The 15,551-nt window shown below is 35.9% G+C and carries 14 protein-coding genes; 10 read left to right on the top strand and 4 right to left on the bottom strand.

Annotation, left to right across the window (positions count from 1 at the left end):
* Positions 1–214: 214 nt before the first annotated feature.
* Positions 215–754, top strand: a complete 540-nt coding sequence (locus FJ213_10710; protein MBM4176624.1) for a hypothetical protein — start codon at positions 215–217, stop codon at positions 752–754.
* Between the two features lie 153 nt (positions 755–907).
* The gene (locus FJ213_10705; protein ID MBM4176623.1) at positions 908–1,327 is read left to right on the top strand and encodes a DUF3788 family protein; all 420 of its coding nucleotides are present in this window, start codon (positions 908–910) and stop codon (positions 1,325–1,327) included.
* Between the two features lie 60 nt (positions 1,328–1,387).
* On the opposite strand, the gene FJ213_10700 is transcribed toward FJ213_10705, so the two are convergent.
* The 4 genes from FJ213_10700 to FJ213_10685 form a co-directional block, all read right to left on the bottom strand.
* Positions 1,388–5,251: a DUF4397 domain-containing protein gene (locus tag FJ213_10700; GenBank protein MBM4176622.1), complete on the bottom strand. Its 3,864-nt coding sequence runs from the start codon at positions 5,249–5,251 to the stop codon at positions 1,388–1,390.
* Between the two features lie 66 nt (positions 5,252–5,317).
* Positions 5,318–6,709: a DUF4397 domain-containing protein gene (locus tag FJ213_10695; GenBank protein ID MBM4176621.1), complete on the bottom strand. Its 1,392-nt coding sequence runs from the start codon at positions 6,707–6,709 to the stop codon at positions 5,318–5,320.
* A gap of 269 nt (positions 6,710–6,978) precedes the next feature.
* Positions 6,979–8,211, bottom strand: coding sequence for an ABC transporter permease (locus tag FJ213_10690; GenBank protein MBM4176620.1), 1,233 nt, complete (start codon positions 8,209–8,211; stop codon positions 6,979–6,981).
* 1 nt (position 8,212) lies between these two features.
* Positions 8,213–9,439 (bottom strand): ABC transporter permease, encoded by a 1,227-nt coding sequence (locus FJ213_10685; GenBank protein ID MBM4176619.1) that lies wholly within the window; start codon positions 9,437–9,439, stop codon positions 8,213–8,215.
* A 671-nt stretch (positions 9,440–10,110) separates the two neighbouring features.
* Here FJ213_10685 and FJ213_10680 point away from each other — a divergent pair.
* The 8 genes from FJ213_10680 to FJ213_10645 form a co-directional block, all read left to right on the top strand.
* Positions 10,111–10,794 carry a 4Fe-4S dicluster domain-containing protein gene (locus FJ213_10680; GenBank protein ID MBM4176618.1) on the top strand — a complete coding sequence of 228 codons (684 nt, stop codon included), beginning with the start codon at positions 10,111–10,113 and terminating at the stop codon, positions 10,792–10,794.
* Between the two features lie 2 nt (positions 10,795–10,796).
* Positions 10,797–11,678 (top strand): disulfide reductase, encoded by an 882-nt coding sequence (locus FJ213_10675; protein MBM4176617.1) that lies wholly within the window; start codon positions 10,797–10,799, stop codon positions 11,676–11,678.
* Positions 11,671–12,549 carry a CoB--CoM heterodisulfide reductase iron-sulfur subunit A family protein gene (locus tag FJ213_10670; protein MBM4176616.1) on the top strand — a complete coding sequence of 293 codons (879 nt, stop codon included), beginning with the start codon at positions 11,671–11,673 and terminating at the stop codon, positions 12,547–12,549. Before FJ213_10675 ends, FJ213_10670 begins: the two co-directional genes overlap by 8 nt.
* Before the next feature lie 11 nt (positions 12,550–12,560).
* Complete coding sequence (locus FJ213_10665; GenBank protein MBM4176615.1) at positions 12,561–12,935, top strand: hypothetical protein; 375 nt, start codon at positions 12,561–12,563, stop codon at positions 12,933–12,935.
* Complete coding sequence (locus tag FJ213_10660; GenBank protein ID MBM4176614.1) at positions 12,928–13,353, top strand: anti-sigma regulatory factor; 426 nt, start codon at positions 12,928–12,930, stop codon at positions 13,351–13,353. Before FJ213_10665 ends, FJ213_10660 begins: the two co-directional genes overlap by 8 nt.
* Entirely contained in the window at positions 13,353–14,690 is a 1,338-nt protein-coding gene (locus FJ213_10655) for a ferredoxin (GenBank protein MBM4176613.1), read from the top strand. Before FJ213_10660 ends, FJ213_10655 begins: the two co-directional genes overlap by 1 nt.
* On the top strand, positions 14,687–15,028 hold the full coding sequence (locus FJ213_10650; GenBank protein MBM4176612.1) for a serine kinase: 342 nt from the start codon (positions 14,687–14,689) through the stop codon (positions 15,026–15,028). The genes FJ213_10655 and FJ213_10650 overlap by 4 nt, the downstream gene beginning before the upstream one ends.
* A partial coding sequence (locus tag FJ213_10645) for a PHP domain-containing protein (GenBank protein ID MBM4176611.1) occupies positions 15,028–15,551 on the top strand: 524 nt, incomplete at its 3' end. The genes FJ213_10650 and FJ213_10645, both read left to right, overlap by 1 nt.

Below are 15,551 nucleotides of genomic sequence, written 5' to 3'. Positions count from 1 at the left end.
ATAAACTTCAAAATGCCGAGCTATTACGTGATCAGTATTGGAAGGGTAAGAAGAATGCAGCTTGATTTTTATTCGTTTTATCTGTTTATTTTTTTTACACCAGTATCTTTTCCCTTGAAGCATTACAGTTGTTTAAAAGCGGTTCAATTTCGGCAGATTCCGAGTTGCAGCTTTTCAGCAGTATCGCCAAAGAAAATAGAGATGGAGCAGTAAAATGGAAAACATAACTTTTTCAAAATATCCTTTAAAAAGTTTACTTATATATTATCTAGCTACGATTCTTCATTATTTGTTTGGTTATTTTGGCATCTTAATCGCATTTGATTATTCCTCAGCCGGTAAAATAGTTTCAGCGGCATATTTATGTTTTGCAATTGTTCAGATGTATATTCTCATGCCAATGATGGTTTGCCCGAATTGTGCCTATACAAATAAACCGGAAATGTTGTGTATATCTGGACTGAATGTGATCGCAAGAAAATTTTTCCCCAAAGGAGATCTAAATAATTTTAAGAGCCGTAGTGAAGGAATTCTCTGCTATAATAATTTGTACATGTCAGCAAAGATATTGCCGGTACTGATCATTCTTCCATTTTTATTCATCAATTTTTCATGGGCACTTTTATTGTTATTGATAAGTGTTATTGGATTATTGCTCTTACGGATTTTTTACATTTTCAAAAAGATCGCTTGTAATCATTGTCTTGTGAGGAACATTTGCCCAAATGCAATATCAATGGGAATAGGTGAATAATAATAAATAGGAATAATAAACCTCCAACAGGTTTCATGAATATCAAGAAAAGTTTTTGAAGTGGTCCACCTTAGAATAACAACTCAATCCATGGAAAAAATTTGTAGTAAAATCAAACTCTTGTTTTATCGAAAAAATAATCAGTGAAATATCATGAACCAGTATCTGTTTTTAGATAAATCGATTAAACCAACAGTAGCTCAATTAAAAAGTGTTTTAGCAGCTTCTTATAAATACTGGTCTGAAATTTTAAAAAAAATTAATTCTACTCATGAAAAAGTTTTTCTTGAGTGGAAATTTTATTCAAGTAAGACCGGATGGACAGGAAAAGCACTATTAAATAAACGAAATTTATTTTTCTTCAGACCTTTTAACAATTATTTCACATTGACTTTCGTCTTCGGTGATAAAGCTGTTAACGAAATTGAAAGAAGTGATGTATCAGAAGAATTGAAAAAAGAATTACTCTCTGCAAGAAAATTCGCCGAAGGGAGAACCTTGTCGGTATTCGTTACAAAAAAAAGTGATTTAAAGAACATTTATAAATTAATTGAGATTAAAGTAAATAATTAAAAGCAGTTATTCATGTGTGATAAGAGACCATGCGTAATTTAAATTACGATCTGAATTCTCTTAGTCATCCTGATACAACTTCACTTGGAGATTTTGTCCCGCAGGTCCATTATGAAATCCCATTACTATAATTGTGTAAGTTTTATTTGGCACGAGTGAGAAACCGCGGAGACTTAAAAGCTCATTCGAAGTGTTTGCTTCTGTAAATACAAAGCTCATGACTGCCGGATCGTATGGTTCGTAATCAGTAATTGATTGATATGTAAAATATCCATGTTTAACAATTCCGGTCGGATTGCCGAGTCTTATATCAAGCGGAGGGACATTCGGCGAAGCGTTAATAAATCTAATATATGATTTGCCGGGCATTGGTATGAAGTTAAGATCTTCGATAAAGAGCGGATTCAATCTTGCAACTGAATCCATCGGTATGAAAGTATAGAGCTTATTTTGTTCGAATAAATATTGAAAACTTAACAAGGTAGGAGAAACAGTTCCTCCTGCATAGACGTCAATGTCATGAAGTCCGCTGCGGTGAAACACGTATCCAGTACTAATACCAAAAAGTAAATTTTGGACAACTTTATTTTTATCGAGTGCTATATCCAGCCCAGGCGAGTTTGGGGAAGCGTTAATTGTTCTTAGTCGGGTCAATGCACTTGCTGTAAAGCTGAAAAGATTTTGCCCATTCGAATCCGATTCATTCAAAAAGTTTAAAGAATATTCCTCACCAGAAGTTCCTGAATTATTACCGAGGAAATAAATCGTGTAGACTTTATTCGGATCGAGTGTTGCATCTGCAGCGATAACTAAATTGCTCGCAGAACCGGCAGTAGTTACGACAATTTCATTGAAACCGGAATTTAAGTCGAGATAATTCGCAGCACCTCTATAGGGAAGATTCGTGATTTTAAATTTTCCGCTCGAGTTTTTGAAATAAATATCAATTGAGCCGTGATCATAGGCTCCGTGTACAACTCGAACACTCGACTTTCCAGATGGGGCAGTCTTTGGAGGATTCTCAAAAAATATTGTTTCGAGGTTAGCTGTTTTGTTGACCGCCATTAAAGTATAGGTTTTACTGTGACTTAATGTAAGATCTTGTGAAAGCAGAGGAGCTGAGGAGCCAAATTCAAATATTTTTACTTTTTTTCCTGAACCGGAATTAACCTTTAAGACACCCGTTGCAAGTTTGTAATTTACATTTGATGCAACGAAATTATCATCAACGCTAAGTTCAAGCAGCGGATTGTCAGTTGAACCATTTATAAATCGTAATTGGGATTTGACTGCATCGAACGTATAAAGAGATTGCGATGAATTATTTGATTCTGTTAAGAAGTTAATTGATAATTCTTGTCCCGCAGCTCCGCTCGTATTTCCAAGCAAATAAATGGAATAGATCTTATCGCTTTCAAGAAATGCATCGGATGTAAGAATGATGTTCCCAGATGAGGAAGAAATTGTGAACGCAATCTCATTTGAACCGGAATTCAGATCGAGATAATTAGTTACACTTTTATAGGGAATATTTGTCAGATTAATTTTCCCGCCGGAATTTGAAATCGAAACATTTAAATTTCCTAATCCATAAGCTCCGTGTACAATCCGCAGTGAAGATTTTCCTGGCTGAGAAGTTTTTGAAGGATTTTCGAAAAGGAATCCATCGGGATTCAAACTCTGATTCGTTACAAGCAAGCTGTAATTTTTTGTATGATCAATTGAATATTCTTTGCTGAATAGCTGGCTGGTTGTACCTGCACTCATCAGCTTGAATGTACGATTAGCTCCTGAATTGATTTTAAATGTCGATGTAGCAAGTTTATATCTGATGCTGCTTGCGGCTTTGGTCCCATCAACAAACAGATCGACTAACGGACTATCTGTCATTCCATTTACAAATCTTAGGTTGGTGCGAAGAGCTGCAAACTCTGTTAATACTTGCGAGCTTGTGTTCAGATCTTTCATAAATCCGAGCATGTATTTATCGCTTGCAGTTCCATCGGCTTTACCAAGAAGGCAGGCAGTGTATACCACACCAACTTCGAGATTTGCTTCGCTCGTAAATAAAACTTCTTGAGTTGCAGCGGTTTTTACAATGATCTCATTTTTACCTGAGCTTAAATCGACATAATCTGAAACATTTTTAAATGGAACATTATTGAATGCAATCGTTCCGGAGGTGTTTGTGATCTGAATATCAATACCAATCTTATCGTATATCCCGTTTATAAATCGTACGCTTGATTTACCGAAAGGAACTATTTTCGTCGGAGTTGTGAGAGAAAGTACTTCAATAGATTCAAATTTATTGGCGATGAAAAGGAAATAGTTTTGATTTGCCTCAAAATTCATCTCTTTCTGAAAAATTGGAGTAGTGTATCCAAAAGCTCTGATAATTACTTTTCTCGTCCCTGTATTTACACTAAGAAGCTTTGTAGCATTCTTGTATGTCAGGTTTGTAACTGTGGAGGCATCGTCCACAAGCAGTGAGATCCCCGGACTATCATGCGAACCATTAACCAATCTTAGGTTTGTTTGGACCTGTGCGAAGGTGAAGAGCGATTGTCCGGTAGTATCGCTGTCTTTTAAGTAATTGATAGATAATGCACCATTCCCGAGTCCGGTGGTCGAACCAAAAATGAATGCAGTATAAACTTTCCCCCCCTCAAAAAAAGCTGCACTGGTCATTATGTTTGGGGTTTCGGTTTTGGAGAGCGTGATTATATTCTGACCTGCAGCAACTTCCTGGAAATCGCTTTCCTGATTGAATTTCATTTGCGGAATTGTTGCAGAGCCGGAAACAGTATTTAGTTTGACATCCAAAGAGTCGATATTAGTTGAAGCTTGAATGAATCGAAGTAATGATCGGCTTCCAGCTGTTGTACGCGGCGGATTGTCATATAGAGTTCCTTTCAAAACTCCGCCTGCTTTTGCTACGAGAAACGTATAATATTTATTTTGTTCGATTGTAATTACAGTATCGACGTAACCGCTGGTTCCACCCATATTAACTTTTATTTTTCTTGTGCCTGAATTCAATCCATAAAAGGCAGAAGCCTGACGGAATGGGATCGAGCCGCCAATTGGTGAGCCGTCAACATAAAATTGGAGAGGCGAAGCTTCTGTATCTCCATTAATGAATCTAACTTTTGCGGTGCCAACTGCAAAATTGAAAAGTGTTTGAGGATTTGGATTCGTGTCCTCCATGAAATATGTGTTCAGTTGAGTGCTGTCTCTAGCTCCAACCAATCCAAGTATATAGATGGAATAAATTTTTCCAATTTCGAAATTTACCTCTGATGAAAAGTGAAGTTTTGTTGTGCCTGCATCATAAACCAGTACGGATCCTTTATTGGGCAGAACTTCCATATAATTGCTTGTACTTTTATAATTAAGCTCAGTTAATAAAAAATTTTCTGCAGGCATTTTAAGATTAATATCAATTTTGGCTAGTTCGGGGGCAAGATTTGCAAATCGCACTAAAGCTTTGCTGCCTGTTGGATATTGATTCGAGCGCGGAGTTAAGAGAAGTTCGGGCGCAGCATAATCCCCAATAATTTGCAGTGTATAAGTTTTTCCAGAATCAACTCGCAATGTATCTTTCAGAATATCGGTTGTGTTGCCGGTTTCTCTGATTTTGAATTCGTGCTTTCCCGGGATTAAATCAATGAAATAGCTAACGAGTTTGTATGTATGGTTTGATAGAACCTTTTTGTTGTTTATAAAAAGATCTAAACCAGGACTGCCGACTGATGCATTTAAGAATCTGATTTTTGCACCCGAACCGAGAGACGGTGTGGTGGGGGTGTTTGGTAGTTCATAAACTGGTCCGCAAGTTATAAAAATGCATGAGAAAAGAATTAGTGCAAGAAACTGGTTGAAAAATCCCTTCTTAATTTTTGTCGCAATATTGAAACTCATCTCACCGAAATCAATTTATAGAAGATACAAAACATTTCACTCGATGAAAATCCAATCTCTGATTCATCAGAACCAGCTGAATAACATCTGCGATTCAGGCTCGGAATCAATTAAAAGATCAAATGAAATTGGTGAACTAACAGTTCCAGAAATAAAACCTAAGATATATGCAGTATAATTTCTTCCTCCATCTAAAAACATTTTTCCGTATTTCAATGTATCCGTTGTTCCGGCTTGATAAATTGCAACATCGACAGGACCAGAAGGATATTCTACATAATTTGAAATACCTCGGAAACTCAATGTAACAAAATTCGGTGGGCGCAAATCTGATGTAGTGAGTTTTATATAAACGGAGGGCGCATTAGGAGATGCATGCATTACTCTCAAATTTGCTCTGTCGCTGCCAACTGATTTTGATGGAATTTCATAAAGTAACCCGCCGAGATTTAAATAATTATTTAAAGCGAGGAACATGTAAGATTTATCAAGCTCGATATTATATGATGAACCGAATAACGGTGTCACTCCGCCCGATTCAATAATCTTGACATTCCGAGAACCTGCTTTCACTCTCAAAAGTGAAGAAGCTAATTTAAATGGCTGATCTGTAACAATTTTTACATCATCGACTAAGAAATCCAATTGCGGGGCATCGCTGGAAGCATGGAGAAAACGAATTTTGGCTTCACCCGGACCAAAGTTAAATAAGACTTGGGCTCTTGAATCTGAGTCATTCAAAAAGTTTATATCAACTTTTTGAGTCTCAACTCCGCCGTTTATTCCTGTCATAAATGCACTGTAGACTTTTCCTGATTCGAGATGAGCAACTACAGTCATGATCACTGAATTCGTTCCAGAAGTCAAAACTATAATATTATTTTTCCCGGATTCTGTTTCCCAGTATTCGGTTACATTTCCAAAATTGATTCCCTCAATGACTCTTGTCCCGTTGGGATTTATAATTTTTATATCGACTGTACCCGAGATGTCTTTCGTTCCGTGAAAGAATCTAATTTGAGATTTACCTGTACCAATTACTTTGGGTACACTTTCAAGTATTGTATACTGGAAGTTATCTAATCTGTCATACGTAACAACAGTATAGATTTTTGTCGGATCAACAGTGATAGCAAATTCATTTAAAAGAACAGGCGAATCTGCAACGGTTTTTATTTGCATCGTTCTTGATCCGCTTCCGACATTATAAATTGCACTTGCAGTTTTGTAACTAGCACTGCTCGCAATTTTTTTAGTTGCAACAATAAAATCTAATTGAGTTGTTTTTGCTGTCAGATTAATGAAGCGTACTCCGGTTTGTCCGGGTGAAAAGGTGAATGGTGATGTGATTTCATCAGTTGGAAATCTGCGGCTTGATCCATCGCAAGAAATTAGACTATTAGCCAGTAGAAAAATCCCACTGAAGAAAAGGAATTTGAATGCGATGTTTTTTGACATTTTCTCTATTTTCTTTTAACAAATTATAAAGCTTTTTTTTGATATATGCTACTAAAAAATAAAGAGTTAGGGGATTTTTTAAAATTTTTTTTTAAGTGGATTTGGTAAGATTCTTAGGTAAAACAGGTGGCAAATTGAGGTAGAATGAGCTGATTTTGTAAAACAACGCCTAAGCAGCTTCATTTGTTTGTGACTACTCTAGTAGAATGATCAAAAATGAAATTAATTTTTCGATTCCTCTAAAAAAAAAGTTGAATTGAGAATTCGAATCACTCCCACCTAATTGCTTCAAGCGGGATTGTTTTCGCCGCTTTTTTTGCTGGGTACAATCCTGCAATTGTAGATAAAAGCAAGGCAAGGAATCCAATTGCAATAATATCAGTTATTCGGATTTCAATAGGGAGTGCATCAATAATATAAACAGAAGGATCGAGTGGATAGAGTTTATAAATAATTTGCAGATAACAGATCGATAATCCAATTAACACACCTAAAATTGTCCCGATCACTCCGACGAGAATTCCTTCGAAGAGAAATATTTTCATTATGCTTTTGTCATTTACTCCTAACGACTTCAACACGCCGATGTCACGTTTTTTTTCCATCACCGTCATAGTGAGCGAGCCAAAGATGCTGAATGTTGCAACCGCGATAATTAAGCTCAGAATAATGTACGCAACCCATCGTTCGATAAGCATTACTGAATAAAGCTGTTTGTGTAAATCAAACCAAGTGCTGACTTCTATAATTTTCTGATTGGATTTTTTTTGAAAATATGATTTTGCTGAGCTTGCATCATTTATATTTTTCAATCGAATATCGAAACCGTTAACTGCATTTCCCGTTCCTAAAAGATCTTGAGCGATTTCCAATGGTGCATAAACATTGAATGCATCAATATCTTTGTTGTGTGAATTATAAATGCCGCCAATGGTAAATATGCGCATTCTCGGAGGAGAGTTATTTAATAACGCGTTTTCGAATCCAACAGGACTAACTATTGTGATTGTATCACCTAAGACTGATTGCAAGCGGGTTGCTAAATTCAGACCAATGATAACCGCTGGGATCTCTTGATTGGGTGCTAATTTATAATTACCTATTACAATATTTTTTTTCAATCCAGATAATTCGTGTTTTGTATCTGAGCCTATTCCGTATAGATTTACTACTCGAATTATCTTGCTCGAGTACACTACGACCTTTCCTTCAACAAAGGGGGAATAGGAATCCAATGCGGAATAATTTTCAATTTCTTTTTCAAGTGTTTCATAATTTGAGATTCCGGTTGGGGTAGTAGCTTCAATTTTTATGTGAGGATCAAAATTAACAAGAATTTGTGTGACTAATGTACCAAAGCCATTGAAAATTGAGAGGACAACGATTAATGCTGCGACCCCGACTGTTATGCCTAAAATTGAAATAATTGAAATCACTGTAATGAAATTCAACTTGTGCTTTGATATTAAATATCTCGATGCTATGAATTTTTCGAATTTCATATTACGAAAATTTTATTGCTGTTATCGGATTACTTCTTGAAGCAAGTGTCGCTGGAATCAGGGATGCAAGAATTGCTAAAATTATACTGATTGTAGAAGTAATCAAAAATGAATCAAACGTAATTAAAAGCGGAACACTATTAATAAAGTAAATTCCTTCTGGAATTTTTATGATGTCGTACTGTTTTTGAAGTGCCATCAAAGTGATGGCTAAAATATTTCCGATCAATGTTCCGATAATTCCAATCACAATCCCGTTGATAAGAAAAATTTTCTTTATTTGTGAAGCCGATGCACCGAGCGATTTTAATATACCAATAGCATTTGTTTTTTCGAGAACTATCATGAGAAGAGTGGCAAGTATATTAAAAACTGCAACTATAATAATTAAACCTAATACGATAGGAATTGGTTTTTTCTGAAGTTCGATCCATGTAAAAATGTTTTTATGAATTTGGAAGACTGACCTTGCATAAAAAGGATAACCAAGCGAGGTCATTAATTTATTTGCAAATGAATCTGCAATGGCTGGATTATTAATTTTAATATCATAGCCTGAGACCCAATTTTCATAAGAGAATAAATTCTGAGCGGCATGAAGATCTATATATACATTCAGGTCATCATATTCCGAAATTCCTGATTCATAAATTCCTGCCACATTAAATTTCATGATGTTCGGCAAATTCTCTGCAGAAGGGAGAACAAATCCTCGCAATGCGAAGATTGTAATAGATTCATTCAATTTAATACCAAGTTTTTGTGCCAGTTTTTTACCAATTATAATAGTTGGAGTCACATCCGAATTCTTAAACTCATATTTTCCCTTGACGATTGAATTTTTTAAATCTGAAATATCAAATTCAGTGAGAATTCCTTTAACATAAACTCCTTCGCGACTTTTCGATGAACGAAGTAACGCAAGCTGCCCTACATAAGGCGAAATAGATTTTATTTGTGAAGTGTCAATCTGATAAATTGCAGGAATTGAAAAATCATGAGGAGGAAGTTTCTGCCCTTCGAAAGCTGAGAGTTCAATATGAGCATAAAGTCCAATCAGCTTATTTTGAATTTCGCTTTGGAATCCGTTCACAACACTCAAAGCGAGAATTAAAACTGCAACTCCAATTGCGACACCGGCAATTGCGATCATCGAAATTGCTGAAATGAATTTGGACTCCTTTTTCCCCAGCAGAAATTTATGTGATATTAGAAAGGTGAATTTCATTTTCGAGCAAATATAAATAAAAATGATGATACTTTAATTTTTATGAATTTATAATTCTTCATAGTGTCAAATAATGTTAAATACAAAATTATTTTTTCAAAATAATTATTGACAAAGCTGTTCATAATTTCTAAGTTGCATTTGAGAAAGTAAAATGCTGAAGAGGTTATGCCAGTTGTAATAATCGAAATGACAAACGTCATTCACAGAGGCGACAGAATTCGTGATGAGGTCCTTTCATATTTTTTGTTCCCAAAAGATGATCATAATTATATGTTGAAGTTTTCAATCTATAAATAGGTTTTAGACGAAAACTTCCATTGCGGCTATGAAAATCTTTTCACTTTTACCCAAAAAAAATCAATGTGTTGAAGTACCAAATTAAAAAGACTTTATAGTAACTCATTCTATTTGAGCATGCTTGAGTTAATTCAATTATAAGGAAGTCAAAATTTGAGCGGCGAGGAACCTGCCTTAAGATTAATTAAGGTGGTGCGAAAAATAAATTGCACTGAAGTAAGTGCACTGACATTCCCAACTAAATTTAGCTGGAGGATGAATTATAACATTGTAACACAGTGTGATAAATCTTATTCATCAGTTAACAATTCACAATATTTAAAACCCCGAAACACAAAAAATTTAACCATAAACAATGAGGTAGATTTCTCATGAAAGTTGATGAAATACCTGAGAAATTAGCAAAGAAAGAATCTGAGTTAAGATACGCTTTTCTTGAACAGGTCAAAGCCATTCCAGGTGGAGAGAAAATCAAAGCTTGCATTCAATGCGGAACATGTACTGGTTCTTGCCCCGTTTCATATACTATGGACATTTCACCGCGTGAATTGATCGCACTTTTCAGAGCAGGTGATATGGCAACAATTATGAACAGCAGAACGATTTGGATCTGTGCATCGTGCTATTCTTGTCAAACACGTTGCCCATCAGGAATTAAAATCACCGATATTGTATATGCGCTAAAACGCACAGCAATGGAAAAAAATTACTTGTCAGGCAAAGCCAAACATGTTCAAATACTCGCAAACTTGTTCATTCAAAATTTGATGAGTTATGGGCGTCTTCACGAAGGAACTCTAATCAGAAAATTCTATACAAAAACCAGCATAGGTAAGTTATTTAAAATGATTCCTCTAGGAAGAATCATGTATAAGAAAAATCGTGTAGCTATCCTTCCTAAAAAGATTAAGGCATATGAATCTCTTTCAAAAATAATTAAGAGAGCTCAGGAAATTGAATTAAGAATTGCTAAAGAGAGATTGAAATACTCGCCGGAATTTGTAGGATATAAAGGACTCGGTGAAATGCAACTTGAATCAAGAAAAGGAGAATAAAAGTGAAATACGCATATTATCCAGGCTGTAGTCTTGAAAAAACTCAAAGGGGTTACGATGAATCAGTAAGAGAAATTTTCAAAATTCTCGATCAAGAATTGGTTGAGATTGATGATTGGAATTGCTGCGGTGCTACAATCTATATGTCAGTAAAGGAAACCGTTTCGCTTGCCGTTTCATCTCGCAACCTTGCATTAGCTGAAAAAATGAATATGGAAATTTTGGCTCCATGCAGTTCATGTTATACTGTTCTCTCCAAAACGAACAGAATACTTAACTCAATTCCTGAGATGCATAAAGATGTTAATGAGGCACTATCTGAAGCGGGTTTAAGTTACAGCGGAAAAACAAAGATTCGTCATCCACTTGATGTATTGATGAATGATGTTGGGATTGAGACAATCATCAGCAAAATAAAAAAGAATTTAAACGGTTTAAAAATTGCTCCGTATTACGGTTGTCAAATCGTTCGTCCGGAAAAAGGTTTTGACGATTTCGAAAATCCAATTTTACTCGATCAGATGTTTAAAAAGTGTGGTGCAGAAATCATTTATTATCCAATGAAAGTTCGCTGCTGCGGTGGTATGCTGATGACCACATTTGAAGAAACAGCACTGAAGCTGAATAAGGAATTACTCAGTTGTGCCGTTGAAAATGGAGCCGAAGCAATAGTTACAACATGTCCCTTATGTCATTTCAACCTTGAAGCTTATCAAGGAAAAATAAATGAACTCTACAATACCAACTGTAATATTCCAATCCTTTACTTTACACAGTTGCTTGGTATCGCACTTGGAATTGATGGTAAGAAACTTGGAATCGATGGTTCTTTTATACCCATGACTCAAAAAATTTCATCTTTGATGGAGGTTCAATATGCATGACACTCAAAACACGACAAAAGGAAATGGTCAAGTAAAAATCGGCGTTTACATTTGTCACTGCGGTGTTAATATAGCCGCGACTGTAAATGTTGCATCACTTACGGAGTTTATCTCTAAACAGCCAAATGTTACAATAGCTCGCGATTATAAATTCATGTGTTCAGATCCCGGACAAGATTTAATCAAAAATGATATAAAAAATCTTGGTGTAAATCGCGTAGTTGTTGCAGCTTGTTCTCCATTGATGCATGAACTCACTTTCCGCGTTGCAGCTGAAACTGCAGGTTTGAATCGGTACCTCGTTCAAATTGCGAATATTAGAGAACATTGTTCCTGGGTTCATGATGATAGAGAAGCCGCTACTGAAAAGGCAAAAGCATTGGTAAATGCAGCTGTTCGAAGAGTAGCACTTCACCAACCGCTACAAATTAAAAAACAACCATTAAATACAAATACTCTTGTCGTTGGCGGAGGAATTGCCGGAATTCAAGCTGCACTTGAAATTGCGAATGCAGGTTATCACGTTTACATGGTGGAAAAAGAACCGAGTATCGGTGGGAGAATGGGGCAGTTCGATAAAACATTTCCCACACTCGATTGTGCTGCATGTATTCTTACTCCGAAGATGGTATCAGTTGGACATAGAAAAGATATCACGCTTCACACTTATTCTGAAGTTGAAAGTATTTCAGGTTATATAGGAAATTTTAAAGTAAGAGTGAGAAAAAAAGCTCGTTATGTTGATCCGGAAAAGTGTACAGGTTGTGGACAGTGCTGGAGCAATTGTCCTGGAACTCGAATTCCTTCGGGTAGAGCAATCTACATTGGTAGTAAATTAGTAAACGAAAAAACAACTAAACCAAAGGATTAGATATATCAATGATGAAATTAAATGAAATAAGCGAAGCGCTTAAATGTGAAACATTTTGCGGAGCGGAATACTTAGATAGGGAAATAAAATTTGGCTGCGCATCAGATTTGATGAGTGATGTTCTGGCTTTTTCGCGTGCGGGTGCAGTATTATTAACTGGACTTGTGAATATTCAAACAATTAATACTGCATTCCTAGCAGAGATTGAGGCGTTAGTTTTTGTTCGTGGTAAAATTCCCGATGAGCGAATGATTGAAATGGCAATAATTAAAAAGCTTCCATTGATTGGTACGCCGTATTCTATGTATGAAGCTTGCGGAATTCTATTCAATCAAGGATTAGGCTCAACGATGGAGTGTATTTCAGAAAAAGTTATAAATGGATAAAACGTTCACGCGAACTTTTACAGTAGTCGGAAATAATTTTACCGATGCTGGAAAAGTTTCAACAGAAATAAAAATGATTTTGAAACAATTAGGAATTAATTCTACTATTATTAGACGTGTCGCGATTGCATCTTATGAATCTGAAATGAATGTGGTCATGTATGCGAACAAGGCTGATATTTCTTTGGTAGTAAGTCCAAGCGAAATACAAATTGTTGTTGAAGATGTTGGACCTGGAATACCCGACATCGAACTTGCAATGAAAGAAGGATTTTCAACTGCAACTACCGAAATGCGAGAAATGGGTTTTGGTGCAGGAATGGGATTACCAAATATTAAAAGGAATGCAGATATATTTAATATAGAATCGATCATGGGTAAAGGAACAAAATTAAACATCACTGTTTCGTTGAATTGATGATGGAAGAAGAATTTAGATCAATACGAATAGAAAAAGAAATTTGTCATGGCTGTATGTCTTGTATGAGAATATGTCCAACTCATGCTATTCGTGTTCATAGTAACAAAGCTTCACTCATCAAGGAGTTATGTATTGATTGCGGCGAGTGTGTAAGAACCTGTGAGTACAAAGCAATTCTTCCTCTTACAAGTTCATTTAGTGAATTTTCCAAATTTAAATATACAATTGCTTTGCCCTCACCTGTTTTTTATTCTCAGTTCGGAAAAGAGATTCAACCTGGAATATTACTCGAAGCATTAAAGAAGATTGGTTTCGATGATGCATATGATGTTGCCTGTTCATCGGAAGCTGTGAGTATTGCACTACAGGAATATCTTGATTCTAATGAAGGTCCTCGTCCTTTAATTTCTCCATATTGTCCGACGATACTTCGGTTAATTCAAGTTAGGTATCCAAATCTTTTGGAGAATTTGATTCCAATTGAATCACCAATGGAAATTGCTGCGAGGGAAGCTAAGAGAAAGAAAATGCAGGAATTGGGATTAAGCGAGAAAGAGATTGGAGCAATTTACATTACTCCATGTCCTGCAAAAATGATTTCAATTTTATCTCCTCCAAGAAAAAAACATTCGTTTTTAGATGGAACGATTGCAATTTCAGAAATCTATCCTTCCATACTTCAGGCAATTCCGCAGATCACTACTAAGAATGACGTCAAAGAAGTTCGCGGACTTGGACTTGGTTGGCCCATTGTCGGAGGGCAAGTTGCTTCGCTGAAGGCGGAAGAATGTATTGCGATTGGAGGAATAAACGACTGCATCAGAATATTAGAAGATATTGAAAATGGAAAGTTGAGAGATATTCAATATATCGAATGTCATTCATGTCCAAATGCTTGTGTCGGTGGATCTTTAACAATTGAGAATCAATACATCGCTCGCGGAAAAGTTTTGAAGATAGTTGAAAAATACGGGTCACAACCTTGTCAAGAAAGAGAATATATACGCGAGCTCTATAGAAGAAATTTCTTCTCTCAGCTTGGCAAAATTTCAGCAAGTCCGATTAAACCACTTGATGACGATATTTCCAAAGCAATTCAGAAGATGAAACAGAAGCAAAAAATTCTTGACATGCTTCCCAAAATTGATTGCGGAATTTGTGGAGCTCCAACTTGCGAAACTTTTGCTGATGATGTAATCAAAGGATTAACGTGTGCTGATGAGTGTATTATTCTTACAGTTAAAAAGTTTGAGTCGATGTCCGGAAACTTATTTGAAACCGCACAGAAACACAGCAGAAAAATTAAATCAAGATGGGAAGATGAAAAAAAATGAAATTGAGTGAATTAGTTAAACTAGCAAATTTGAAAGTCAAATGTGGAAACGAACATTTAGGAAGAGAAATAACCGGTGGTTATTGCGGTGATTTACTTAGTGATGTAATGGCAAATAGTAAAAACGGGAATATCTGGATAACAATGCAAGTTCATTTAAATATTGTTGCTGTTTCGGTTTTAAAAGAACATTCAGCAATAATTCTTGTGAACTCTCGTCAGCCAAATGAAGATACACTTAAAAAAGCTGTTGAAGAAAATATCCCGATTTTAGTCAGCGATTTACCGGCTTTCGAATTGGCAGGAAAAATCGGTTCGTTCGGAATTGGAAAAAGTTGATGTTAAAAAAGTTTATGGCAGATTTACACATACATAGCTGTCTTTCTCCTTGCGGTGAGCTGAGCATGACTCCGCAAAAAATAATAAATGAAGCAAAGAAGAAACAGCTCGATTTCATAGCAGTCAGTGATCACAATTCTGCCGAAAATATTTCAGCGATTTTGAATGTAGCTGAGAAAAATAGTTTAACTGTAATTCCGGCAATGGAAATCTGCTCCATTGAAGAAGTTCACACTTTAGCATTATTTAGAAATTTAGATTCTGTTCTTGAAATGCAGTCGATTGTATATAATAATCTAAAAGGGAAAAATAATCCGGACGTTTTTGGAATTCAGGTGATTGGAAATGAAAATGACGAAGTCGAAGGATTTGTCGATAAACTCTTAATTGGAGCGACAGAGTTATCAGTGGATGAGATAGTTAATCAGGTTCATTCCCTTGATGGTTTGGCAATTGCTTCGCATATCGATCGGGAAAGTTACAGCGTTATAAGTCAGCTCGGGTTTATTCCACAAAACCTGGA

The organism is Ignavibacteria bacterium (genome assembly GCA_016873845.1).
GTDB lineage: Bacteria > Bacteroidota > Ignavibacteria > Ch128b > Ch128b > JAHJVF01.
The sequence above is the reverse complement of the archived record's forward strand: the minus strand, read 5'-3'. Positions and strand labels throughout refer to the sequence as shown.

What these genes read in the sequence shown, in the direction of transcription:
- FJ213_10700 (MBM4176622.1), bottom strand. Translation starts at nt 5,251, where the DNA reads ATGAGTTTCAATATTGCGACAAAAATTAAGAAGGGATTTTTCAACCAG.
- FJ213_10705 (MBM4176623.1), top strand. Translation starts at nt 908, where the DNA reads ATGAACCAGTATCTGTTTTTAGATAAATCGATTAAACCAACAGTAGCT.
- FJ213_10710 (MBM4176624.1), top strand. Translation starts at nt 215, where the DNA reads ATGGAAAACATAACTTTTTCAAAATATCCTTTAAAAAGTTTACTTATA.
- FJ213_10680 (MBM4176618.1), top strand. Translation starts at nt 10,111, where the DNA reads ATGAAAGTTGATGAAATACCTGAGAAATTAGCAAAGAAAGAATCTGAG.
- FJ213_10690 (MBM4176620.1), bottom strand. Translation starts at nt 8,211, where the DNA reads ATGAAATTCGAAAAATTCATAGCATCGAGATATTTAATATCAAAGCAC.
- FJ213_10670 (MBM4176616.1), top strand. Translation starts at nt 11,671, where the DNA reads ATGCATGACACTCAAAACACGACAAAAGGAAATGGTCAAGTAAAAATC.
- FJ213_10655 (MBM4176613.1), top strand. Translation starts at nt 13,353, where the DNA reads ATGATGGAAGAAGAATTTAGATCAATACGAATAGAAAAAGAAATTTGT.
- FJ213_10660 (MBM4176614.1), top strand. Translation starts at nt 12,928, where the DNA reads ATGGATAAAACGTTCACGCGAACTTTTACAGTAGTCGGAAATAATTTT.
- FJ213_10695 (MBM4176621.1), bottom strand. Translation starts at nt 6,709, where the DNA reads ATGTCAAAAAACATCGCATTCAAATTCCTTTTCTTCAGTGGGATTTTT.
- FJ213_10650 (MBM4176612.1), top strand. Translation starts at nt 14,687, where the DNA reads ATGAAATTGAGTGAATTAGTTAAACTAGCAAATTTGAAAGTCAAATGT.
- FJ213_10685 (MBM4176619.1), bottom strand. Translation starts at nt 9,439, where the DNA reads ATGAAATTCACCTTTCTAATATCACATAAATTTCTGCTGGGGAAAAAG.
- FJ213_10665 (MBM4176615.1), top strand. Translation starts at nt 12,561, where the DNA reads ATGAAATTAAATGAAATAAGCGAAGCGCTTAAATGTGAAACATTTTGC.